This window comes from Streptomyces physcomitrii (assembly GCF_012273655.1).
Taxonomy (GTDB): Bacteria; Actinomycetota; Actinomycetes; order Streptomycetales; family Streptomycetaceae; genus Streptomyces; species Streptomyces physcomitrii.
Genome location: NZ_JAAWWP010000014.1, coordinates 57,676 through 84,657, shown reverse-complemented (window position 1 = coordinate 84,657; position 26,982 = coordinate 57,676). Strand labels below are relative to the sequence as shown.

At 76.5% G+C, this 26,982-nt stretch carries 3 protein-coding genes (2 of these 3 cut by a window edge); all 3 read left to right on the top strand.

All coding sequences use genetic code 11. The features are described 5' to 3' along the window. Tightly spaced (each overlapping or abutting the next), the 3 genes in view from HFV08_RS21715 to HFV08_RS21705 form a layout consistent with a single transcriptional unit that may run on beyond the window. On the top strand, positions 1-10,462 hold the 3' portion of the coding sequence (locus tag HFV08_RS21715) for a non-ribosomal peptide synthetase (RefSeq protein WP_168541580.1). Its footprint begins 6,902 nt before the window's first position; only the last 10,462 of its 17,364 coding nucleotides appear in the window; the start codon falls outside the window, past its left edge; it ends in the stop codon at positions 10,460-10,462. Further along, positions 10,459-26,085, top strand: coding sequence for a non-ribosomal peptide synthetase (locus HFV08_RS21710; protein ID WP_168541578.1), 15,627 nt, complete (start codon positions 10,459-10,461; stop codon positions 26,083-26,085). The genes HFV08_RS21715 and HFV08_RS21710 overlap by 4 nt, the downstream gene beginning before the upstream one ends. Next, positions 26,082-26,982, top strand: partial view of a non-ribosomal peptide synthetase gene (locus HFV08_RS21705; protein WP_210430629.1) — the beginning only. Its footprint extends 16,031 nt past the window's final position; only the first 901 of its 16,932 coding nucleotides appear in the window; the start codon lies at positions 26,082-26,084; its stop codon lies beyond the right edge, outside the window. The genes HFV08_RS21710 and HFV08_RS21705 overlap by 4 nt, the downstream gene beginning before the upstream one ends.

Here is a 26,982-nt window from a genome sequence, read left to right as displayed (position 1 = left end):
ACTGCCCGTCGACTACGCCGACTACGCCCTGTGGCAGCGGGAACTCCAGCAGACCGGCGAGGAGCAGCTCGACTTCTGGCGCGCCCGCCTCGCCGGTGCCCCCGCCGTCCTCGACCTGCCCACCGACCGGCCCCGCCCCGCCCAGCCCACCGGCCGCGGCGGCTACGTCCCCTTCACCGTGCCCGCCCCCACCGCGGACGCCCTGCGGAAGCTGTCCCGCAGGACCGCCACCACCCCCTTCATGGTCCTCCAGGCCGCGCTGGCCGCCCTGCTCGGCGCCCTCGGCGCGGGCGAGGACATCCCGCTCGGCGTGCCCAGCGCCGGACGCGAGCACCCGGACACCGAGGACCTGGTCGGCTTCTTCGTCAACACCCTGGTCCTGCGCACCGACCTGTCCGGCGACCCCGGCTTCGGCGAACTCCTGGAGCGGGTGCGCCGCACCACCCTGGACGCCTTCGACCACGCGGGCGTGCCCTTCGAACGCGTGGTGGAGGCCCTCAACCCCGAACGCCGCGCCCACAACCCGCTCTTCCAGGTGATGCTCACCTACCAGGTGCGCGGACCGCTGCCCTTCTCCGCCCCCGGCCTCGACGCCGACTTCGGGCTGCGCGAGACGGACACCGCCAAGCTCGACCTGGTCGTCGGCTTCACCGACCACACCGGCACCGGCCGCCTGGACGGCGCCGTCAACTACAGCGCCGACCTCTTCGACGAGGAGAGCGCCCGCCTCCTCACCGAGCGCCTGCTCCGGCTGCTCGCCGCGGCCGTCACCGCCCCGGACACCCGCCTCAGCCGGCTGCCGCTGCTCAGCGGCGCCGAACAGCGCACCCTGCTGCGGGAGTTCAACCCCACCGCCCACCACGACGGCCACCGCCATGTCGTGGACCGCTTCACCGCCGCCGCCGAGGCCGCCGCCTCCCGCACCGCCCTCACCCACCGCGGCGGCCACCTCTCCTACGCCGACCTCGACCGGCGCAGCACCCGGCTCGCCCGGCACCTGATCGGCCGGGGCATCGGCCCCGAGGACCGCGTCGCCCTGCTCCTGCCCCGCTGTCCGGCCCTGATCGAAGCCGTCCTGGCCGTCGCCAAGACCGGCGCCGCCTACGTACCCGTCGACCCGCGCTACCCCGCCGCCCGCATCCGCCACACCCTGGCGGACGCGCGGCCCGCCCTCCTGCTCACCACCACCGGTACGGACACCGGCGAGAGCACCGGTGTGCCCGTCGTCGACCTGGACGACCCCGAGCTGCGCGCCCTCCTCGACCGCACCCCCGGCCACCGGATCACCGGCGGCGAACGCCGCGCTCCCCTGCACCCGGACCACGCCGCCTACCTCATCTACACCTCGGGCTCCACCGGCGCCCCCAAGGGCGTCGTCGTCACCCACCGCAACCTGGCCCGCCTCTTCGACGCCACCCGCGACCCCTTCGCCTTCGGCCCCGAGGACGTGTGGACCCTCTTCCACTCCTACGCCTTCGACTTCTCGGTCTGGGAGATGTGGGGCGCTCTGCTCACCGGCGGCCGCCTGGTCCTCGTCGACCACGAGACCACCCGCTCACCCGAGGACTTCCTGCGCCTGCTCCACGAGGAGCGGGTCACCGTCCTCAACCAGACCCCCACCGCCTTCACCGCCCTCACCGAGTCCCTGGCCCAGGGCGGGGGAGTGCCCGGCAGCCTGCGCTGGATCGTCTTCGGCGGCGAGGCCCTCGAACCCGGCCGCACCCTTCCCTGGCTCCGGGGCCCGCGCCCGCCGCGGCTGCTGAACATGTACGGCATCACCGAGACCACCGTCCACGTCACCGGCCACGAACTCACCCCCGCCCGCGCCGCCGACGCCGCCCACCGCGGACTGAGCCCCGTCGGCCGCGCCCTCGAAGACCTGCGCCTGTACGTCCTGGACGCCGCCCTGCGCCCCGTACCCGCGGGCGTCGCGGGGGAGTTGTACGTCGCCGGACCCGGACTGGCCCGCGGCTACCGGGGCCGGCACGCGCTGACCGCCGAACGCTTCACCGCCGACCCCTTCGGGGAGCCCGGCACCCGGATGTACCGCAGCGGCGACCTCGCCCGCTGGAGCGGCCAGGGCGAGTTGAGCTACCTGGGCCGCGCCGACAACCAGGTCTCGCTGCGCGGCTTCCGTATCGAGACCGGCGAGATCGAGGCAGTCCTCGGCCGCCACCCGGACGCGGGCACCGCCGCCGTCGTGCTGCGCACCGACCTGCCCACCGGCGACGGCCTGGTCGCCTACACCACCGGGACCGCCACCGCCGACCAGCTGCGCGAGACCTGCGCCGCGGTGCTGCCCGAGCACATGGTGCCCGCCGCCTTCGTCCCCCTCGCCGCGCTGCCGCTGACCGCCAACGGCAAGCTCGACCGCGCCGCGCTGCCCGCCCCCACCACCCCGACCGCGGTACCGGGCCGCGCCCCGCGCACCCCCCTGGAGGAGCAACTCGCCGCCCTGTACGCCGAGATCCTGGGCACCGAGGCGGTCGGCGTCGAGGACGACTTCTTCGCCGCGGGCGGCCACTCCCTGCTGCTCACCCGGCTCGCCGGCCGCATCCGCGCCGAGCTCGGCACCCACCTGGCGGTGCGCACCCTCTTCGAGGCCCGCACCGTCGCCGCCCTCGCCGCCCACCTCACCGGCACCACCGACGCCGACGCCGGGGCCACGGCGGGCCCCGCCCCGCTGACCCGCGCCGCACGCCCCGCCGTGCTGCCGCTGTCACCCGCCCAGGCCCGGCTCTGGTTCCTGCACCGCCTCGGCGGCACCGCGCACGCCTACACCGTGCCGCTGCTGCTGCACCCCGCCGCCCCCCTCGACGAGACCGCGCTCACCGAGGCCCTCGCGGATCTGGCCGAGCGCCACGAGATCCTGCGCACCGCCTACCCCGCCGGACCCGACGGCGTCCCCGTCCAGCACATCCTGGACGCCGCCGAGGTGCCCGCCCCGCGCACCGTGGCCACCACCGACCCGGTGGCCACCGCCCGCGAACTGGCCGCCGAGCCCTTCGAGTTGACCACCCGGCCGCCGTTGCGCAGCTACCTCCTCCACGACCGGGAGGGCGGCCGGCACCTGCTGTTGCTGCTGCACCACATCGCCGTCGACGAGTTCTCCACCGGGCCCCTGCTCGCCGACCTCGCCCGCCTCTACACCGCCCGCCGCGAGGGCACCCCGCTGCCGCCCGGGCCGCGCCACCAGTACGCCGACTACACCCTGTGGCAGCAACAGACCCTGGCCCCCCGCGCCGAGGCACTCCTCGCCCACTGGCGCACCGTCCTCGCCGGGGCGCCCGCCGAGATCCCGCTGCCGCTGGACCGGCCCCGCCCCGGCGAGGTCGACCAGCACGGCGACTCCGTGGAGTTCACCCTGCCCGCCGCCGTGCACCGGGCCGCGGCCGACCTCGCCGAGCAGGCGGGCGCGAGCCTCTTCATGGTCCTGCACGCCGCCCTGGCCGCCCTGCTCACCGCCCACGGCGCGGGCACCGACCTGCCGCTCGGCACCGTCCTCAGCAACCGCGCCGACCCGGCCCTCGCCGAGGTGCCCGGCCTCATCGCCAACACCCTCGTACTGCGCACCGACACCTCCGGCGACCCCTCCTTCGCCGAACTCCTCCAGCGGGTCAGGTCCGTGGACCTGGACGCCTTCGACCACGGCGAACTGCCCTTCGAACAGCTCGTGGACGCGCTCGACCCCGAGCGCTCGCTGTCCCGCCACCCCCTCTTCCAGGTCGCCCTGATCCACCAGCGCGCCCCCGGTGAGCCCACCGACTTCGGCGGGACCCCCGTCGCCGCCGAACTCGTGGAGCTGCGCGGCGCCAAGTTCGATCTGACCCTCGCCGTCGTCGAGGACCCCGACTCCCGCGCGGAGCACGGCCTCAAGGCCGCGTTCAACTACCGCACCGCCCTGTTCGACCCCGAGACCGTCCAGGGCCTGGCCCGCCGCCTGACCGCCCTGCTGCACTGGTGCACCGCCCACCCCGAGGCGCCGCTGTCGGCCGCCCCCGTACTGGACGAGGCCGAACACCGCGCGGTCCTGGCCGCCGCCACCGGGCCCGCCCGCGCCCTGCCCCCGGCGACCCTGGCCGACCTGGTCCGCGCCCAGGCCCGCCGCACCCCCGCCCACCAGGCCCTCACCGACGGCGAACGCTCCTGGACCTACGCCGAGTTCGACGCCGGGGCCGACCACCTCGCCGCCGCCCTCACCGCGCTGGGCACCCGGCGCGGCCACATCGTCGCCGTCGCCCTGTCCCGCTCACCCGAACTCGTCCTCGCCCTGCACGCCGTCCAGCGTGCCGGGGCCGCCTACCTGCCGGTGGACCCGGAGCTGCCCGCCGCCCGGATCCGCACCCTGCTCACCCGCTCCGGCGCCCGCGCCGTGGTCACCACCACCGCCCTCGCCGCGCACACCAACCCGACCGCCCTGCCCCAACTGGACCCCACCCGCGCCGACTTCACCGACGCCACCGCACCGCACCCGACCGCCACGGCCCCGCTGCCGGGCGACCCCGCCTACGTACTGTTCACCTCCGGCTCCACCGGCACCCCCAAGGGTGTGGTGATCACCCACACCGCGATCGTCAACCGGCTGCTGTGGGCCCAGGACACCTACCGGCTCACGGACACCGACCGCGTCCTGCTCAAGACCCCGGCGAGCTTCGACGTCTCGGTCTGGGAACTCTTCTGGCCGCTGCTCGCCGGGGCCGCCCTGGTCACCGCCGGGCCCGAGGACCACCGCGACCCCGCCGCCCTCGCCCGCCGCCTGCGGGAAGAGCGCATCACCACCGTCCACTTCGTGCCCTCGATGCTGGCCGCCTTCACCGCCGTCGCCGAGCGGGCCGACTGCGCCCACCTGACCCGGATCCTCGCCAGCGGCGAGACCCTGCCGCCCGCCGCCGTCGCGGGGGCCGCCCGGCTGGCCCCGTCCGCCGTCCTGCACAACCTCTACGGACCCACCGAAGCCGCCGTCGACGTCACCGCCCACGCCACCACCGGGGCCGACGCCGCCCGCGCCGCCGTCCCCATCGGCCGGCCCGTCGCCAACACCCGCGCCCATGTCCTGGACGCCGCCCTGCGCCCGGTGCCGCCCGGCGTCGGCGGCGAGCTCTACCTCGCCGGGCCCCAACTCGCCCTCGGCTACCTCGGCCGGCCCGCCCTGACCGCGGAACGCTTCACCGCCGACCCCTTCGGGCCGCCCGGCTCCCGCCTCTACCGCACCGGCGACCTCGCCCGGCTGCGCCACGACGGCGCCCTGGAACACCTAGGCCGCGCCGACGACCAGATCAAACTGCGCGGCCAGCGCATCGAACCCGGCGAGATCCAGGCCGTCCTCGACGCCCACCCGGCCCTCGCCCACAGCGCGGTCACCGTCTTCACCGACCCGGCCACCGGCGCCGCCCACCTCGCCGCCTACCTCGTCCCCGCCTCCGGCCGGAGCGTCCCCGACCTGGACCCCTACCTCTCCGCCCGGCTGCCCGCCCACCTGGTGCCCGCCTCCCTCACCGTCCTCGACGCCCTGCCGGTCACCGCCAACGGCAAGCTCGACCGCGCCGCGCTGCCCGCCCCCCGGCTCGGCTCCCAGGAGGCCTTCAGCGCCCCGGAGACCGACGAGGAACGCCTGCTCGCCGCCCTCTTCGCCCGCCTGCTGCACCTGGACACCATCGGCCTCGACGACAGCTTCTTCGCGCTCGGCGGGGACAGCATCCTCTCCATCCAGCTGGTCGCCGCCGCCCGCGAGGCCGGGCTCGCCTTCACCCCGCAGGACGTCTTCCGCCGCCGCACCGTCCGCGCCCTGCTCGCCGCCGCCCGCCGCGAGCCCCGGCCCGCCGCGGCCCCCGCCGCCTCCGCCGAAGGCCCCTGGCCGGCCACCCCCTTGCAGGAGGGCCTGCTCTTCCTCTCGCACTACGACCACTCCGCCCCCGGCGCCCTGGACGTCTACCACGTCCAGGCCGTGCTGCCCCTGACCGGCACCGTCGACCACGAGCGCCTGACCGCCGCCCTGCAGCGCCTCCTCGACCGCCACGCCCCGCTGCGCACCGCCTTCACCCACACCGACCAGGGCTGGACCCAGCGGACCCACCCCGCCCGCGCCCACGTCGAGACCCTCGACCTCACCCGCCGCACCCCTCGCGAGACCGAGCGCCGCGCCCGCCGCCGTATCGAGGACGAGCGCCTCGCCCGCTTCGACCTCACCGCCCCGCCCCTGCTGCGCGCCCTGCTGATCCGCCGTACCGCCGACACCAGCGACCTCGTCCTGACCGGCCACCACCTCGTCCTGGACGGCTGGTCGATGCCGCTGCTGGTACGCGAACTCCTGCACGGCCACGGCGGCGACCTGCCCGCCCCGCAGGGCCCCGACTACGCCACCTACCTCGGCTGGCTGCACGCCCAGGACACCGGCGCCGCCCGGGAGGCCTGGCGCACCGCCCTCGACGGCCTCGGCGCCCCGACCCTGCTCGCCGGGGAGGCACCGGGCGCCACCGAGATCCCCGAGGAGTGCCTGCGCACCGCGGACACCGAACTGACCGCCGCGCTCACCGCCTTCGCCCGCTCCCGCGAACTCACCCTGTCCGCCCTGCTGCAGAGCGCCTGGGCCCTGGTCCTCCAGGCGGCCACCGGCAGCCGCGACCTCGTCTTCGGCACCGTCGTCTCCGGCCGGCCCGCCGAGGTCCCCGCCGTCGGCGAGATGATCGGGCTCTTCGTCAACACCGTGCCCGTACGGGTACGGATCCGGCCCGAGGAGCCCTTGGAGGACCTGGTCCGGCGGGTCGGCGAGGACTTCACCACCCTGCTGCCCCACCACCATCTCGGCCTGGCCGACATCCAGCGGGCCAGTGGCCACAGCCGCCTCTTCGACACCCTCACCGCCCTGGAGAACTACCCCGCCGACGGCCTCGACGCCCTCGGCCGGGCCGCCGGTCTCGAGGTCGGCGAGGTCAGCGGCTGGGACGCCACCCACTACCCGCTCACCCTGGTCGCCGTCCCCGGCCCCCGGCTCACCCTGCGGGTCAAGTACCAGCCCAGCTGCTTCACCCCCGCCCGGGCCGGGGCCTTCGCCGACCGGGTCCTGCACGTCCTGGCCCTGCTCACCCGGGCCCCGGGCACCCCCGTCGCCGCCCTGGACATGCTCCTGGCACCCGAGCACAGCGCCCTCGCCGCACACCCGGCACCGGCCGCCCCCGCCCCCGAGACCTGGGCACAGCTCGTCGCCCGCCAGGTCGCCGAACGGCCCGGGGCACCCGCCGTCGAGGGGCCGGACCAGCACCTCAGCTACGCCCAACTCGACGCCCGGGCCCGCTCCTTGGCCGCCCGGCTGCGCGCCGCGGGTCTTCGCCCCGGTGACCTCGCCGCCCTCGCCCTGCCCCGCTCGGTGGACCTGGTCGTCGCCCAACTCGCCGTCCAGCAGGCCGGAGCCGCCCATCTGCCCGTGGACCCCGACTACCCCGCCGAGCGGGTGCGCTACATGCTGGACGACGCCGCCCCCGCCCTCGTCCTCAGCTGCCGCGCCCTCGCCGACCGCTTCCCGGAAGCCCTCCTCGCCGACGCCGACGCCGACGCGGGCACGGACACCGGCACCGGCGGCACCGGTACCGAGCCGTACGCCACCGGGGACGCTGCGCGGGCCGCGCTGTCCGGCCCGGTCCCGGTCACCCCCGCCCACCCCGCCTACCTCATCTACACCTCCGGTTCCACCGGCCGCCCCAAGGGCGTGCTCACGACCCACGCCGGGCTCGCCGCCCTCGCCACCGCCCAGGCCGAGCGCCTGGAGCTCGAACCCGCCAGCCGCGTCCTGCAGTTGGCCTCGCCGTCCTTCGACGCCTCCGTGATGGAGACGATGATGGCGCTGGCCACCGGCGCCACCCTCGTGCTGCCCGAGCCGGGTCCGCTGGCCGGGGAACTCCTCGGCGAGGTCCTGCGCACCCGGCGCGTCAGCCACGCCCTGATCCCGCCGACCGCGCTGACCGGCCTGGAACCGGAGGACCTGGACGGCTTCACCACCCTCGTCGTCGGCGGCGAGGCGTGCAGCACCGCGCTGGCCGCCCGCTGGGCACCAGGCCGCCGCATGGTCAACGCCTACGGCCCCACCGAGGCCACCGCCTGCGTCACCATGAGCGCCCCGCTGTCCGGCAAGACCCCACCGCCGATCGGCACCCCCCTGCCCGGCGTCCGCCTGTACGTCCTGGACGGCATGCTGCGCCCGGTGCCCCCCGGCACCCCCGGCGAGCTGTACGCGGCGGGCGAGGGTCTGGCCCGCGGCTACCTGGGCCGCCACGCCCTGACCGCCGAGCGCTTCACCGCCGACCCCTTCGGAGGGCCCGGCTCGCGGATGTACCGCACCGGCGACATCGTCGTACGCGACGGGGACGGCGTGCTGCACTACCGCCGCCGGGCCGACGACCAGGTCAAGATCCGCGGCTTCCGGGTCGAACCCGGCGAGATCACCGCCCTGTTGGAGGCCCGCCCGGAGATCCGCTCGGCCGCCGTGACGGTACGTCAGGAACCGGGCGGCGGGCCGCGGCGCCTGGTCGGCTACCTCGTGGCGGACCAGGGGGCCGAGCCGGACACCCAGGCCCTGCGCGCCGAGCTGGCGCGGACCCTGCCCGACCACATGGTGCCCACCGCCTTCGTCACCCTCGACGCGCTGCCGGTGACCGCCAACGGCAAGCTCGACCAGGCGGCCCTGCCCGCGCCCGACTTCCACGCGGCGATCGGGGACAGCTCCCCCCAGGGTCCGGTCGAGGAGGCCCTGGCCGCCGTGTTCGCCGAGGTCCTCTCGCTGCCCGGGGTCGGCGCCCAGGACAGCTTCTTCGCGCTCGGAGGGGACAGCATCCTCTCCCTCCAGCTGGTGGCGAAGGCCCGCGCCGCGGGTCTGACACTGAGCCCGCGCGAGGTCTTCGAAGGGCCCACCGTGCGCCGCCTGGCCGCGCTGCTCGCCGACCGCGGCACCACCGCCCCGGCGACCGCGGCCGCGTCGGCCGGGGGCACGGACGCCGGGCACGGCAGCGCGCCGCTGACCCCGATCATGCACTGGCTGGCCGAACGGGGCGGCCCCACCGGCCGGTTCAGCCAGTCGATGCTGCTCACCCTGCCCGAGGACATCGGCGAGGAGGCCCTCGCCCGCGTCCTGGACGCGGTCCTCGCCCACCACCAGCTCCTGCGCGCCCGGGTCGACTGGGCCGCCGGCACCCTGACCGTGCCCGCGCCCGGCACGGGCGGGCGCCACCACCTGCCCGGCGGCGGCGAGACCGCCACGGTGCCCGGCGAGGAGGGCCTCACCCGCGAGGTCGACGCCCTGGCCGCCGGACTCGACCCCGAGCGCGGCCGGATGCTCGCCACCCGCCGCTACCGCACCGAGGACGGCACCGGCGACCGGCTGCTGCTCGTGGTGCACCACCTGGTGGTGGACGGGGTCTCCTGGCGGATCCTGCTCCAGGACCTCGCCGAGGCCTGGGCGGCCGTGCGCACCGGCGCCCCGGTCCGGCTGACACCGGTGCCCACCTCCTTCACCGCCTGGGCCCGCTCGCTGCCCGCCCTGGCCGAGGAGCGCCGCGCCGAACTGCCGCGCTGGCAGGACGTCCTGGCCACCGGGACCGGGCTGCCCCGGCTGCGCCCGGCACCCGCCTACGGCACCGTCGGCGGGGCCCGCCACCACACCCTGGTCCTGGACAGCGCCCCCACCACCGCCCTGCTCACCCGCGCGGTGCGGCACTACGACGCCTCGATCCAGCACGTCCTGCTCGCCGCCCTCGCCCTGGCCGTACGCGACTGGGCCCGGCCCGCGCCGGACACCGCGGGGGAGGGGGCGCGCTTCCTCGTCCATGTCGAGGGCCACGGCCGCGAGCAGCAGATCGGCGAGGGCGCGGACCTCTCCCGTACCGTCGGCTGGTTCACCAGCCTCTACCCGGTACGGCTCGAAGCCGCCGGGGGCGAGGACTTCGCCGCCGCCGTGGCCCGGGTGCGCGCGGACCTGCTCGCCCTGCCCGACTCCGGCATCGGCTACGGACTGCTGCGCCATCTGCTGCCCGCCGAGGGCAACCCGCTCGCCCGGCAGGGGGCACCGGCGCTCTCCTTCAACTACCTGGGCCGCTTCTCCGCCCCCGGCGGCCGGGCCCCCTGGACCGCGGCCGCCGAGGCCGGGGTGCTCGGCGGCTCCCTCGACGAGGACCTGCCGATGGCCCACGCGGTGGAGATCAACGCCGTCACCCGGGACACCCCCGAGGGCCCCCGGCTGCACACCCGCCTGACCTGGGCCCCCGGCGCCCTCGACGAGGAGGCGGCCGCCGACCTCGCCCGCCACTGGACCGAGGCGCTGCACACCGCCGCCCGCGCCGCCCGGAACCCCGGCACGGCACCACCCGCACCACCCGCGCCCGCACCACCCGCGGCGCCCACGCAGAAGGCGGCCTCGCTGTCGCCTCTGACCCCCGAACAGACCGCACAGTTGGCAGCCCGATGGAGGAACCGGTGAGCGTGGACAACGGCCTGGAGGACATTCTTCCGCTGACACCTCTTCAGGAGGGGCTGCTGTTCCACTCGGGCTTCGACACCGCGAACCCCGATGTGTACACCCTGCGCCTGGTCCTCGGCCTGAGCGGACAGCTCGACAGCGCGGTGCTGCGCCGGGCCGTGGACACCGTCCTCGCCCGCCACGCCAATCTGCGGGCCGCCTTCGTCGACGAGGGCCTGGACCGGCCCGTCCAGGTCATCCCCACCAGCTGGGAGGTCCCCTTCCGGGAGGAGGACCTCCGCGGACTGGACGAGAGCGGTCGCGGCGCCCGCGCACAGCGGATCCTCGACGAGGAGCGCGCCCACCGCTTCGACCTCCAGAGCCCGCCGCTGCTGCGGCTGACCCTGCTGCGCCTGGGCGAGGACCGGCACCGCCTGATCGTCACCGCCCACCACATCCTCCTGGACGGCTGGTCGATGCCGCTGTTCGGTCAGGAGCTCTTCGCCGCCTACGCCCATCACGCCCACGGCGCCACGGAGTTGGCCGAGGTCCGCCCCTACCGCGACTTCCTCGCCCATCTGGCGGGGCGCGACCGCGCGGCGGCCACCGAGGCCTGGCGGGCCGCGCTGGGGGAGGTGGCCGAGCCCACCCTGCTCTGCCCGGCCGCGCCCGGCGCCACCGCCGCCGTCCCCCGGGCCCCGCACCAGATCGACCTGCGCCTGCCACAGGGCGCGGGCGCCGCGCTCGCCGGACTCGCGGTCAGCCACCAACTGACCGCCGCCAGCGCCTACCAGGCCGCCTGGGGCATCACCCTGATCCGGCTCACCGGCCGCCGCGAAGCCGTCTTCGGCACCACCGTCTCCGGGCGGCCCGCCGACCTCGAAGGCGCCGAGTCGATGATCGGCCTCTTCATCAACACCCTGCCCGTGCCCGTCACCGCCTCCCCGTGGGGCACCCTCGCCGAGAGCGCCACCGCCCTGCAGCGCACCCAGGCCGCTCTCCTCGACCACCAGCACCTGGGCCTCGGCGAGATCCAGCAACTCGCCGGTGGCGGGGAGCTGTTCGACACCCTCCTGGTGGTGGAGAACTTCGGCGTCGACTCCGCCGCCCTGCACGAGGCGCAGGCCGCGGGCGGACTCACCGTCACCTCCGCGGTGGGCGAGGACGCCACCCACTACCCGCTCACCCTCGTCGTCCACCCCGGACCCGAGCCCCGTATCGCCCTGCGGTACCGCCCCGACCTGCTGCCCGCCGCCCGCGCCCAGTCCCTCGCCGAGGCCTATGTGCGCGTCCTGACCGCCCTGGCCACCGCCCCGGACACCGCGGTCGGCGCGGTCGAACTGCTCTCCGCGCACGAGCGCCGCCGCGTCCTCGACGACGGCGCCGCCCTGGAGCAGGACACCGGCCCCGCCGCCGGGGACAGCATCACCGCCCGCTTCGCCGAGGCCGTCCGCGCGTGCCCCGAGGCCCTCGCCGTCACCGACGGCGAACGCGCCCACAGCTACCGCGAACTGGACGACCACTCCGGGCGCCTGGCCCGGCTGCTGGCCGAGCGCGGCGCCCGCCCCGGCACCCTGGTCGCGCTCTGCCTGGAGCCCTCCTTCACCCAACTCAGCGCCGTCCTCGCGGTGTTGAAGACCGGCGCCGGTTATCTGCCGCTGCTGCCCGGCACCCACGCCGCCCGCGCCGGAGCCCAGCTCGCCGCCGCCCGCCCCGTCGCCGCCCTGACCACCGCCGACCTGCTGCCCGAGCTGCCGCCCGAGGCCGACTGGTGCGTCCTGGACGAGCCCGCCACCGCGCGGGAACTCGCCGGGGCCGAGCCCCTCGCCCCGGTGCCGGTGCACCCGGCGGCCACCGCCTATGTCATCCACACCTCCGGCTCCACCGGCCGCCCCAAGGGCGTGGTCATCGGACACCACCAGGTGCTGCGGCTCTTCGACACCACCGACGAACTCTTCGCCTTCGGCGCCGAGGACGTGTGGAGCTACTTCCACTCCTTCGCCTTCGACTTCTCCGTCTGGGAGATCTTCGGCGCCCTGCTGCACGGCGCCCGCCTGGTCGTCGTACCCCGGGAGACCACCCGCGCCCCCGAGGAGTTCGCCGCCCTGCTGCGCCGCGAGCGGGTCACCGTACTCAGCCAGACCCCCTCGGCCTTCCACCAGCTCACCGACGCCGTCCTCGACCACGGCCGGCCCGCGGACCTGAGCCTGCGCACCGTCGTCTTCGGCGGCGAGGCCCTGGAGCCCGGGCGACTGGCCGCCTGGCAGCGGGCCGCGGGGCCCGAGGGCCCCGAACTGGTCAACATGTACGGCATCACCGAGACCACCGTGCACGTCACCCACCACGTCCTGGAATCAGCCGCAGACGCCGCAGACGCCGAATCTGCCGAATCCGCCGAAGGCACCTGGAACGCAGACGAGGGCGACGGCACCGGGGCCGCCCCGCTCAGCCCCATCGGCCGCCCCCTGGACGACCTCTCGGTCCGCCTCCTCGACGGCGCGCTGCGGCCCGCCGGGGCCGAGCGCACCGCCGAGATCTACGTCGCGGGCCCCGGCCTCGCCCACGGCTACCTGGGCCGGAGCGCCCTGTCCGCCACCCGCTTCGTCGCCGACCCCTACGGGCCGCCCGGCAGCCGCATGTACCGCAGCGGCGACCTGGCCCGCTGGACGCAGGACGGGGACCTGGACCACCTCGGCCGCGCCGACGAGCAGGTGCAGATCCGCGGCTTCCGCGTGGAACCCGGCGAGGCCCGCGCCGCGCTCGCCGCCCTGGACGGGGTCACCGACGCCGTCGTCCTCGCCCGGCCCGGACCCGACGGCGCGGTGCGCCTGGTCGCCTGGGCGCTCACCACCACCGCCGTACCCGGGGACCGGCTGCGCGAGCAGCTCGCCACGCGGCTGCCCGGCTATCTGGTGCCCGCCGCCGTCGTGGTGGTCGACGCCTTCCCGCTGACCGGCAACGGCAAGCTCGACCGGGCCGCCCTGCCCGAGCCCGAGGACATCACCGGCGGCGCCCACCGCGCCCCGGCCACCTGGCACGAGGAGATCGTCGCCGGTCTCTTCGCGGAACTGCTCGGCCGCGAGAAGGCGGGCGCCGACGACGACTTCTTCGCCCTCGGCGGCCACTCCCTGCTCGCCACCCGCCTCGCCTCGCGCCTGCGCGCCGCCTTCGGTATCGACCTCTCCGTACGCGAGGTCTTCGAGGCGCCGAGTGTCGCCGCCCTCGCCCGCCGAGCCGCCGGTGCCACCGCCGCGGCCGGTGCGCCGCTGGTGCCCCGGCCCCGGCCCGCGCGCATCCCGCTCTCGGCCGCCCAGCGCCGCCTGTGGTTCCTCCAGCAGCTGCACGGCCCCGGCGCGGACTACAACATCCCCTTCGTGGCCCGCCTGACCGGACCCCTCGACGTGACCGCCCTGCGCCTGGCCCTGCGCGATGTGCAGCTCCGCCACGAGAGCCTGCGCACCGTCTTCCCCTCCGAGGAGGGCACCCCGCGCCAGGAGATCCTCACCCCCGACCGGCTCGGCGAGGCGCTGACGGTGGTCGAGGCGGCGGGCGGCGACCTCGACGCCCTGCTCACCGAGGCGGTCACCCGGCCCTTCGACGTGGCACATGAAGTGCCGCTGCACGCGACCCTGTTGCGCCTGGACGCGGAGCAGCATGTCATCGCCCTGGTCGTGCACCACATCGCCGCCGACCAGTGGTCCGCCCGCCCCCTCCTGAACGACCTCGCCACCGCCTACGGTGCCCGCGCCCGCGGCGAGGAGCCCCAACAGCCCCCGCTGCCCGTGCAGTACGCCGACTTCACCCTGTGGCGGCGCGAACAGCTCGGCGAGAATCCCGAGACGCCGGAGGGCGCGGCGGACGGGGGAGAGGCCGCGGACGGCGGTCTGCTCGCCGGGCAACTGGCCTACTGGCGTGAGCAGTTGGCGGATGCGCCGCAGGAGACCCGGCTGCCCGCGGACCACCCGCGCCCGGCCGTCCCCAGCTTCCGCGGCGGCTTCGCGCGCTTCACGGTGCCCGCCGAGGTGCACGCCCGGCTGCGGGAGCTGGCGCGCACCACCTCCAGCTCGCTGTTCATGGTCGCCCACGCCGCGCTGGCCGCCCTGCTCACCAGGACCGGCGCGGGCACCGACGTGGTCATCGGCAGCCCCGTCGCCGGACGCACCGACGCCGCCCTGGACGAGCTGGTCGGCTTCTTCGTCAACAACCTCGTCCTGCGCACCGACACCTCCGGCGACCCCGACTTCCGTACCCTCCTGGAGCGGGTGCGCGCCACCGACCTGGCCGCCTACGCCCACGCCGACGTCCCCTTCGAGACCCTCGTCGACGAACTCGCCCCGACCCGCTCGCTGGCCCGCCACCCCCTCTTCCAGGTGATGCTCGCCTACGAGAACCGCGCCGCCGGTGAGATCGGGCTGCCCGGGCTGACCACCACGACGATGCCCGCCCGGGGCGGCTCCGCGAAGTTCGACTTCACCTTCACCCTGGTGGAGCGCGAGGGCGCCGAGGGCCTGGAAGGCGTCCTGGAGTACGCCGAGGACCTGTTCAGCCGGCCCGGTGCCCAGGCCCTGGCCCGGCGCCTGGTCCGCCTGCTGAGCGCCGTCGCCGAGGACCCCGGCACCCCGCTGCACCGCCTCGACCTCCTGGACGAGGCCGAACGCGCCGCCCTGCTGCCCCCGTTCACCCCCAGGGCCGCCCTGCCCGGCGCGGCGGGCACCCTGCCGGGCCTGTTCGGGGAGCAGGTGCGCCGCCACGGCGAGCTGCCCGCACTGGCCGGGCCCGGCCTGGACGGCAGCTCCCGTACCGAGCTGACGTACCGTCAACTCGACGCGGCGGCCGACCGGTTGGCCGCCGAGCTGACCGCGCGCGGCGCCCGCCGCGAGGACCGGATCGCGGTGGCCCTGCCCCGTACCGTCGAGGCGGTCGTGGCGATGCTCGCCGTCATGAAGGCGGGCGCGGTCTATCTGCCGGTCGACCCCGGCTACCCGGCCGAGCGGATCGCCCATACGCTCACCGACGCCGCGCCCCGCCTCGCCGTCACCGCCCCCGGCACCGCTCTGGAGGGCATCGACTGCCTGCCCCTGGAGCCCGCCGTGCTCACCGCCGCGGCCCCGGCGCCGGAGGCCCGCGGCTGGCGGGCCCTCGGCCCCGACTCGGCGGCGTACGTCATCTACACCTCAGGTTCCACAGGGCGCCCCAAGGGCGTCGTGGTCACCCACGGCGGGCTGCCGGACCTGGCCGCCACCGTGCAGGGCGCCTTCGCCGCCGGGCCCGGTGCGCGGGTGCTGCAATTCGCCTCGCTCAGCTTCGACACCTCGGTGTGGGAGATCGTGATGGCGCTCTGCGCGGGCGCCGCCCTGGAGATCGTCCCCGCCGAGCAGCGCCTCGGCGCCCCCCTCGCCGCCTTCCTGGCCGCGCACCGCGTCACCCACCTCACCGTGCCCCCGGCCGTGCTCGCCGCCCTGCCCGCCGAGGCGGTCGCCGAGGGCAGCACCCTGATCGTCGCCGGGGAGGCCTGCCCGCCCGAGCTGATCCGCGAACGCGCCCACGGCGTACGGATGTTCAACTCCTACGGCCCCACCGAGACCACCGTGGACGCCACCCTGTGGGCCTGCGACCCCGCCCGGCTGCGCGGCCCCGCGCCCATCGGCCGCGCCGTCGAGGGCACCGGCCTCCGCCTCCTGGACGCCCGCCTCCAGCCGGTTCCGCCCGGCACCGAGGGCGAGTTGTACGTCAGCGGCACCGGACTGGCCCGCGGCTACCTGGGCCGCAGCGCCCTGTCCGCGACCCGCTTCCTCGCCGACCCCTACGGCCCCGCGGGCAGGCGCATGTACCGCACGGGGGACCTCGCCCGCTGGAACACCGACGGCGACCTGGAGTACCTGGGCCGCGCCGACGACCAGGTCAAGCTGCGCGGATTCCGGATCGAACTCGGCGAGGTGGAAGCCGCGTTGGCCGCCCTGGACGGGGTCCGCCAGGCCGCCGCGGTACTGCGCGAGGACACCCCGGGCCGGCCGATGCTGGTCGGCTACCCGGTGCCCGAGCCCGGCACCGCCCTGCACGAGAAGCCGCTCCTGGACGCGCTGGCCGCCCGGCTGCCCGACCACCTGGTGCCCTCCCGCCTCGCGGTCCTGGACGCCCTGCCACTGAGCCCCAACGGCAAGGTCGACCGCACCGCCCTGCCCGCCCCCGCCCCGAAGGCGCCCGCCGGCGGCGATTCCGCAATGGGCCCGGCGGCCGAGCTGGCCGCCCTGTTCGCCGAGGTGCTGCGGCTGGAGCGGGCCGGTGCCGAGGACTCCTTCTTCGCGCTCGGCGGCGACAGCATCTCCTCCATCCAGCTCGTCGCCCGCGCCCGGGCCGCGGGTTGGGACCTGAGTGCCCGTCAGATCTTTGAACTGCGCACCCCCCAGGCCCTGTCCGAGACCGTGGACCGCCTCGGCACCACCCCCGAGGCGGCGGGCCCGGACCTCGCGCCCGTCCCCTTCACCCCGCTGATGCGCTGGCTCGCCGACCGGCCCGCGCACTGGCGCACCTTCCACCAGGCCCTCCTGGTCACCGTCCCCGCCGACAGCGGCGAACAGCGGCTGCGCCACGCCCTGGACGCGCTCCTCGCCGCCCACGGCACGCTCCGCACCCGCGCCACCGGCACCCCCGAGGGCACCCTCCTCCTCGAACACCACCCCGAGGCCGCCGTCCCGCTCACCGTCGCCGACTCCACGGCGGCCGACGAGGCGCGGCTGCGCGCCCTGATCGCCGCCCACTCCCGTACCGCGATCGAGAGCCTGGACCCCCGGCAGGGACGCCTGGCCGAGGTGGTCTACTTCCCGCGCGGCGAGGGGCGCGCCGGACGGCTGCTGCTCGTGGTGCACCACCTGGTCGTCGACGCGGTGTCCTGGCGCACCCTCCTGGCGGATCTGGAGCGGGCCCACGCCGGGGCCGCCCTGCCCGCCGAGGGCACCTCCTTCGGCGCCTGGGCCCGCGGGCTGGCGTCCGCCCGCGAGCGCCACGAGGACGAGCGCGCCTACTGGGAGGGCGAACTCGCCGCCGCCCAGCCGCCGTTCACCCCCGCCGAGGGATCCGCCCCGGCCGGTGAGCTGCGCACCGAGCTGCCCGCCGCCCTCACCGGCGACCTGCTCACCCGGGTCGCGGCCGCCTTCCACGCCCGCCCCGACGAACTCCTGCTCGGCGCCCTGGCCCACGCCCTGGCACCCGGCACCGGCGGCGTGCTGGTCGACGTGGAGTCCCACGGCCGCCACGAGGACCTGGTCCAGGGCGCCGAACTCTCCCGTACCGTCGGCTGGTTCACCACCCAGTACCCGCTGCGGATCGAGGCAGGACCCGGCGGCGGGAGCGTGCAGAACGCCAAGGAGGCCGCCCGCGCGGTGCCCCGGCACGGCACCGGCTACGGACTCCTGTACGGGCAGGCCGCCACCGGCGCCCAGATCGCCTTCAACTACCTCGGCCGCTTCACCCCCCGCACCGGCGGCGCATGGGTCCCGGCACCCGAATCCGACGCCGTGGACACCTCCACCCTGCCCGCCCTCCTCGACGGGCACCTCCTCGAAGTCCACGCCTCCACCCTGGACGGCCCCGGCGGGCCGGTCATGACGGTGCGCTGGAACTGGGACGGCGACGCGCTCGACCGGGCGCGGATCGAGACGCTCGCCGAGCGGTTCACCGCCGCACTGGCCGAACTCGCCGAGCGCGCGCACGAACCCGGCTTCGCCGGACGCACCCCCGCCGACTTCCCGCTGCTCGCCCTGAGCCGCGCCGAGGCCGCCGAGATCGACGCGCTGCGCCCCGCGCCCGCCACCGTGCTGCCGCTCAGCCCGCTGCAGGAAGGCCTCGCCTTCCACGCACTGTCCCGGCCGGACGCCCAGGACGTCTACCTCGTCCAGCTCGAACTCGAACTCACCGGCGCCCTCGACCCGGCCCGGCTGCGCGCCGCCGCCCAGGAGGTCGTCCGGCGCCACGACATCCTGCACGCGGGCTTCCGCCAGCTGTCCACCGGCACCCTGGTGCAGTTCCTGCCCGCGGACTGCCCGCCCCCGGACTGGCGCGAACAGGACCTGCGCGGCCGGGAGGCGGACCTCGCCGCGCTCGCGCACGAGGACCGCACCCGCCGCTTCGCCCTCGACGCCCCGCCGCTGCTCCGCTTCACCCTGGCCCGCACCGGCGAGGACACCTGGCGCCTGCTCCTCACCAGCCATCATCTGCTCCTGGACGGCTGGTCCTCCCCGCTGCTGCTCACCGACCTGTTCACCGCCTACGCCGGACGGCCCCCGCTCACCCGCCGCCCGTACGCCGACCATCTGGCCCACCTCGCCGGACGCGACCGCGCCGCCGCGCGCGCCGCCTGGCGGCAGGAGCTCGCCGGCCTCGAAGGACCCACCCTGGTCGCCCCCGGCGCCGACCCCGGCGCACCGGCCGGGCCCTCACTGGAGAGCACCCGGGTGCTCGGCCCCGAACTCGGCCGGGCCCTGGAGGCGGCGGCCCGGGAGAGCGGCACCACCCTCAACACCCTGGTGCAGAGCGCCTGGGCGCTGGTGCTGTCCCGGCTGACCGGCCGCGAGGACCTCGTCTTCGGCGCCGCGGTCTCCGGCCGCCCCGCCGACCTGCCGGGCGCCGAGTCCATGCTCGGCCTCTTCGTCAACACCCTGCCGGTACGGGTGCACACCCCGCCGGGCCGCACCCTGCGCCGATGTGTCCTGGACCTGCACCGCGGCCAGGCAGCCCTCCTCGACCACCAGCACCTGGGCCTGGCCGACATCCAGGCCGCCGCCGGGGTCGACACCCTCTTCGACACCATGACCGTCTTCGAGAACTACCCCTTCGACGAGGAGGCCCTCGCCGCCAGCGAGGACGCCGCGGGCCTCGCGGTGCGCGGCGTCGGCGGCCGGGACGCCACCCACTACCCGCTCACCCTCGCCGTCACCGCCCAGCGCGGACAGCTGCGCCTGGTCCTCAAGCACCGCGGCGAGCTCTACGGCACCGAGTCCGCCGCTCGCCTCCTGGACGCCCTCACCACCGCCCTGCACGCCCTCGCCACCGACCTCGACACCCCCGTGGGCGCGCTGGACATCCTGCCCGCGACCACCCCGGCCGTCCCGGGGCCCGCCCGCGCCCTGCCCGGCGGGCTGTCGAGCCCCGCGCAGGCGGTCGCCCACCACGCCGCCGCCACTCCCGAGGCCACCGCGGTCCGCGCCCTCGCCGGGCACCCGCTGCTCAGCTACCGCCAACTCGCCGACCGCGCCGCCGACTTGGCGGGGCGCCTGCGGGCCGCGGGCGCGGGCCCCGAGGTCCCGGTCGCCGTCGCGCTGCCCCGCTCACCCGAGCTGATCACCGCGCTGCTCGCGGTGAACTGGGTGGGCGCGGCCTATCTGCCGCTGCACCCCGACTGGCCCGCCGCCCGCCGCCACCAGGTCCTGGACACCGCCGGTGCCCCGCTGGTGCTGACCCTCGCCGCCGACGCGGACGAGGACTTCGGCGACCGCCGCGTCCTCACGGTGGACACCGGGGAACCGGTCGGCACCGCGGAGACCGGGCAGCCGGTCGGCGCCGAACCGGTCACCGCCGCGCAGGTCACCGCCGTGCCGGTCGGCGCGGAACCGGTCGGCATGGAACCGGTCGCCGGGGCGGGCTCCGTACCGCCGCCCCCGGCGGCCGTGCACCCGGAGCAGCTGGCGTACGTGATGTACACCTCCGGCTCCACCGGCCGCCCCAAGGGCGTCGCCGCCACCCAGCACGCCCTGCTCTCCCTGGCCGCCGACTCCCGCTTCGACGGCGCGGCCCACCGGCGGGTCCTGGTGCACTCCCCGCACTCCTTCGACGCGGCGACCTACGAGCTGTGGGTGCCCCTGCTCCGCGGCGGCGAGGCCGTCCTGGTGCCCGACGAGCCGCTGGACGCCGCCCGCTGGCAGGAGTCGCTCGCCCGGGGCACCGCGGACGCGGCCTGGTTCACCGCCGGGCTCTTCGACCTGCTCGCGGCACAGGCCCCCGGCGCCTTCGCCCATCTGCGCGAGGTGTGGACCGGCGGCGCCGTCGTCCCGCCCGGCGCAGTGCGCGCCGCCCTCGACGCCGCCCCCGGACTGCGGATCGTCAACGGCTACGGGCCCACCGAGACCACCACCTTCGCCACCGCCCAGCCCCTGTACGGCCCCGACGGCGAAGCCCTCGCCGCGGGCGGCCCCCTGCCCATCGGCCGCGCCCTGGACGGCATGGCCGTCCGCGTCCTGGACACCGCCCTGCGGCCCGTCGCCCAAGGGGTGCCCGGAGAGCTGTACGTATCCGGCGCCGGACTCGCCCGCGGCTACCTCGGCCGGTCCGCGCCGAGCGCCGAACGCTTCGTCGCCGACCCCTACGGCGAGCCCGGGACCCGGATGTACCGCACCGGCGACGTGGTCCGCACCCGCCAGGACGGGGCCCTGGACTTCCTCGGCCGCGCCGACGACCAGGTCAAGCTGCGCGGCTACCGCATCGAGCCCGGCGAGGCCGAGGCCGCGCTCGCCGCCCTGGCGGAGGTCGCCCGCGCCGCGGTCGTGCTGCGCGAGGACCTGCCCGCCGGGCCCGCCCTGATCGGCTACGCGGTCCCCGCCCCCGGCGCCGCGCCCACCCCCGAGGCCCTGCGCGAGCGGCTCGCCGCCGAACTGCCCGCCTATCTGGTGCCCGCCCAGGTGGTCCTGGTCGAGGACCTGGCGCTCACCGCCAACGGCAAGCCTGACCGCGCCGCCCTGCCCGCCCCCACCGCCACCACCACCGCGGCGGCCCCGGCGGGCGGGCTCCGCGAGGAGGTGCTGTGCCGCCTCTTCGCCCAGGCCCTGGGCCGCGAACAGGTGGGCCCCGGGGAGGACTTCTTCGCCCTCGGCGGGCACTCGCTGCTCGCGATGCGCCTGGTCGGATCCGTACGCGCCGCCCTGGACGCCGAGTTGAGCGTGCGGGAGCTGTTCGAGGCCCGCACCCCCGCCGCGCTCGCGGGCCTGCTGCGCCCCGGCGGGCGCACCACAGTGCCGCTGCGCCGCTACCCGGAGGCCGAGCGCCCCGTACCGCTGCCGCTGTCCGCGGCCCAGCAGCGGCTGTGGTTCCTGGACCGGATGGCGGGCGAGCCCTCGGCCGCGTACAACGTGCCGATCGCGCTGCGCCTGACCGGCGGCCTGGACGCCGAGGTGCTGCGCGCCGCGCTGGGCGACCTGCTCACCCGGCACGAGGTGCTGCGCACCTGCTACCCCGACCTGGAGGGGCTGGCCCATCAGCTCGTCCTGGACCCGGCGACCGCCACCGCCCGGCTGCTCCTGGACACCGCCGAGGCGGCGGGGGAGGAGGAGCTGACGGCGGTCCTGGAGCGGGAGGCCACCCGGCCCTTCGACCTCGGTACGGACCTGCCGCTGCGCGCCCTGCTCGCCCGTACCGGCCAGGGCGATGTGCTGCTCCTCGTGCTGCACCACATCGCGGGCGACGAGTGGTCGGTGCGCCCCCTGCTCGACGACCTCGCCGCCGCCTACGCCGCCCGCCTGGCGGGCACGGCGCCCGGCTGGGCCGAACTGCCCGTGCAGTACGCCGACTACACGCTGTGGCAGCGCGAGCTGCTCGGCGAGGAGGACCCCGGCGGCGAACTCGCCCGCCAGCTCGCCTACTGGCGCGAGAGGCTGGCGGGACTGCCGCCCGAGACACCCCTGCCGCTCGACCGGCCGCGCACCGCGGCGGCCGGATACGAGGGCGACGTCGTCGAGTTCGAGGTGCCCGAGCCGGTCCGCCGGGGCCTCGCGGCGCTCGCCGCCCGCACCGGCGCCACCCCCTTCCTGGTCGCCCACGCCGCCCTCGCGGTCCTGCTGCAGCGCCTCGGGGCGGGCGACGACGTACCGGTGGGCACCCTGATCGCGGGCCGCGGCGAGGCCGCCCTGCACGAGCTGACCGGTTTCTTCGTCAACACCCTGGTCCTGCGCACCGATGTGAGCGGCGACCCCACACCCGCCGCCCTGGTGGCCCGGGTGGCCGAGAGCGATCTGGAAGCCTTCGACCACGCCGACGTCCCCTTCGAGCGCCTGGTGGACGAGCTGGAGGTGGAGCGCTCCCTCGCCCGGCACCCCCTGTTCCAGGTGATGCTGAACCACCAGAGCCGCACCGGGTCCGGACCCGTGATCGGCCGGCTCGCCAGCAGCCCGCTGCCGGTGCACACCCGCACCGCCAAGTTCGACCTGACCTTCACGCTGGTGCAGGACCCCGGCGAGAGCGGCGCCCTGTCCGGCGGACTCACCTACCGCACCGCCCTCTTCGACCGGACCGGCGCCCAGGCGCTCACCGAGCGGTTCCTGCGCGTCCTCGCCGCCTTCGCCCTGCGCCCGGACGAGACGACGGCCACCCTGGACCTGCTCGACGAGGCCGAACGCCACCGCGTCCTCGAAGAGTTCAACGCCGCCGAGCCCCCCGTCGCCGACGCCGAACTGCCGTGCCTGCCCCGGGCGTTCGCGGCCCAGGCCGCACGTACCCCGAAGGCGCCCGCGGTCATCGACGGGGACACCGTGCTCAGCTACGGCGCACTCCTGGACCGGGTCACCGGCGCCGCCGAGGCCCTCACCGGCGCCGGGGTGGAGCGGGGCGGACCGGTCGCGGTGCTGCTGCCGCGCGGCGCCGACCTGGTGGTGGCCGCGCACGCGGCGCACCACGCCGGGGCCGTCTACCTGCCCCTCGACCCGGCGCACCCGCCGCACCGGCTCGCCCGGATCCTCGCCGCGAACCCGCCGCAGGCCGTCCTCACCGACCGCGCCCACCGCCACCTGCTGCCCGCACAAGGACCCTGGCGGCTCCTGACGGCCGAGGACCTGCCCGCCACCGGCACCCTGCCCGCACCCGCCACCCACCCCGCCGAGGCGGCCTACGTCATCCACACCTCCGGCTCCACCGGCGAGCCCAAGGCCGTGGTCGTCGGCCACGGGGCGCTGGCCAACCGGCTCGCCTGGACCCGCCGCCGCTTCCCCCTCGGCCCCGGCGGGCGGATGCTCCTGAAGGCCGCCCCCGGCTTCGACGTCTCGGTGTGGGAGCTGTTCGGCCCGCTCCTGGAAGGCGCCGCCCTGGTGGTGGCGGGCGGCGACAGCCACCTCGACCCGGCGCGTCTGGCCGCCCTGATCCGCCGCCACGAGGTGGCCGCCGTCCACTTCGTCCCCTCGATGCTGGCCCTGTTCGCCGCCGAGCCCGAGGCCGCCCGCTGCACCGGCCTGCGCTGGATCTTCAGCGGCGGCGAGGCCCTCAGCGACCGCCTGGCCGCCGACTGCGCCCACCTGCCCGGCCGACTCGTCAACCAGTACGGGCCCGCCGAGGCCGCCGTCGATGTCACCGCCCGCCCGGCCCGCCCCGGCGAGCGGCCCATGGTGCCGCTCGGCCGCCCCGGCGCCGGAACCCGCGCCTACGTACTGGACCCGGCGCTGCGTCCGCTGCCGCCCGGCGTGGTCGGCGAGCTGTACCTGGCGGGCGTCCAACTCGCCCTCGGCTACCGGCAGCAGAGCGCCGCCACCGCCGCCCGCTTCGTCGCCGACCCCTTCGGCCCCCCGGGCGGGCGCCTGTACCGCACCGGCGACCTCGCGCGCTGGAACCGGGACGGGGAGCTGGAGTTCACCGGCCGCGCCGACGACCAGGTCAAGCTGGCCGGGGTGCGCGTCGAACCGGGCGAGGTGCGCGCGGCCCTGCTCTCCCACCCCGGGGTGCGCGACGCCGCCGTCCTGGTACGCGACCCCGAGCGCGGCGGCCGCCTCATCGGCTATGCCACCACCACCGGCGCGGACAGCGTCGACGGCCCCGAGCTGGTCCGGTACGCCGCCGGGCTGCTGCCCGCCTCGATGGTGCCCGCGGACGTCCTCGTCCTGCCCGCGTTCCCGCTCACCGCGGGCGGCAAGCTGGACCGCGCCGCCCTGCCCGAGCCCGCCGCCCCCGGCGACGGCGCGGGAGCCGAGCCGGTGGGGGAGAGCGAGACGGTGCTCTGCGAGCTGGTCGCCGCCCTCCTCGGACGGGAGAGCGTCGGCGCCCACGACAGCTTCTTCGCGCTCGGCGGGGACAGCATCTCCTCCATCCAGCTGGTCAGCGCCGCCCGCAGGCGCGGCCTGGTCCTCACCCCCCGGCAGGTCTTCGAGCACCGCACCCCCGCCGCCCTCGCCGAGGTGGCCCGGCCCGCGCAGGAGGACAAGGCCGTCCACGACCCGGGCAGCGGCGAGGTGCCGCCCACCCCGGTCATGCACGCGCTGCGCGAACGCGGCGGCGACTGGCGGCACTTCAGCCAGTCCGTCCTGGTCACCCTGCCCCCGGGACTGAGCGCCGCCCGCCTGGAACGCGCCCTGGACCGGGTACGCGCCCACCACCCGGTGCTCGGCGCCCGCCTCGGCACCGGCCCCGACGGCGGCTGGCTGCTGCACGTACCCGAGCAGCCCCCCGCGGACCGCGTCCTGCGCACCGTCACCCCGGACGGCACCACCCTGGAGGAGGCCGTCGCCCGGCACTCGCGGGAGGCGGTGGCCGAACTCGACCCGGCGGCGGGCCGGATGCTGCGCGCCGTCCACTTCGACCGCGGCCCCGGCCGCGGCGGGCGGCTGCTGCTGCTCGCCCACCACCTGGTCGTGGACGCGGTGTCCTGGCGGGTCCTGCTGCCGGACCTGGCGCAGCTGTGCGCCGAGGAGACCGGCGTACTGCCGCCCGTCGAGGTGTCCTTCCGCACCTGGGCCCGCGCCCTGCACGAGGGCGCCGCGGCCCGCCGCGAGGAACTCCCGTACTGGAAGCAGGTCCTGGCCCCCCGGCCGGAGACCGGAACGCTGCCCGCACCCGACCCCGCCCGGGACACCCCCGACACCCTCGGCCGGTACGAGGACCAGGTGCCCGCCGCGCTCACCGAGGCGGTCCTCGGCGAGGTCACCGCCGCCTTCCACTGCACCGAGCAGGACGTGCTCCTCGCCGCGCTCACCCTCGCGGCGGCCCGCCGGCACGCGCTGTCCGAGCCGCTGGTGCGCCTGGAGGGACACGGCCGCGACGCCGGAGTCCTGGACGGACGCGAACCCTCCCGGACGGTGGGCTGGTTCACCAGCGTGCACCCGGTGCGCCTGGGCCTCGGCGGCGCGGACGCGGCACGGGCCCTCACCGACCCGGCCGAGGCCGGGCGGGTGCTCAAGCACGTCAAGGAGCAGCTGCGGTCGGTCCCCGGCGGCGGCCTCGGCTACGGGCAGCTGCGCCACCTCGACGCCGCGTCCCGGCCCCGGCTCGCCGCCCTGGAGGAGCCGCGGATCGGCTTCAACTACCTGGGCCGCTTCGAGGTCGCCGACACCGACAGCGCCACCACCGCCTCCGGCACGGACGGGAGCTGGACCCCCGCCCCCGAGTCCTCGGCGCTCTGGCGCGAGGACCCGGCCCTCGGCATCGACCTCGCCGTCGACCTCAACATCGCGGCCCTGCGCCGCCCCACGGGCACCGAGCTGTCCGTGACCTGGCACCACGCCGACCGCCTGGTGTCGAAGAAGGAGATCGCCGCCCTCGCCGCGACCTGGCAGGAGGCGCTGGACGCCCTGGTGGCCGCCGCGCGCGGCGCCGCGGGCGGACATACCCCGTCGGATCTGTCCCTGCTGGCCCTGAGCCAGGACGAGATCGACGAATTCGAAGACGAGTGGAGGACCCAGTGACGACCGGCGCACCCTCGGGACTGCAGGACATACTCCCGCTGTCCCCCCTTCAGCAGGGGCTGTACTTCCTGTCGTCCTACGACGACGGCGCGCTGGACGTCTACACCGTGCAGCTGGCCATGGAACTCGACGGGAAGCTGGACACGGGACGGCTGCGCCGCGCCGCCGGGGCCCTGCTGGAGCGGCACCCCAATCTGCGGGCCGCCTTCCGCCAGCGCAAGAACGGCGAGGCCGTCACGCTGATCCCGCGCGAGGTGGAGCTGCCCTTCCACGAAGTCGACCTGACCGCGCTGGACGAGGAGGAGGCGGCCCGGCGCCTGGACTCGCTCACCGGGAGCGACCGCCTGGCCCGCTTCGACCTGGCCACCCCGCCACTGGTCCGCTTCACCCTGATCCGCACCGGGGGAAACCGCCACCGGCTCCTCCTCAGCCACCACCACCTCCTCCTGGACGGCTGGTCCACCGCCCGCCTGGTCCAGGAGCTCTTCACCCTCTACCGGGAGGACGGCGCCACCACCTCGCTGCCCGCCGTACGCCCCTACCGCGACTACCTGGCCTGGGCCGCCGCCCGCGACAAGGACGCCGACGAGGCCGCCTGGCGCACCGCGCTGTCCGGCCTGGAGGGGCCGACCCTCCTCGCGCCCGCCCTGTCCGGGGGCCCGGCCGCCGAACCCGCCACCCTCGACGTCGCCCTGGACGACCGGCTCGGCGCCGACCTTGCCGCCCTGGCACGGCGCCTGGACGTCACCCTGCCCGTGGTGGTGCAGACCCTGTGGGCCCTGGTGATCGGCGAGGCCACCGGCCGCGAGGACATCGTCTGCGGCACCACCGTCTCCGGCCGCCCCGCCGAACTGACCGGCGTGGAACACATGGTGGGCCTGTTCATCAACACCCTCC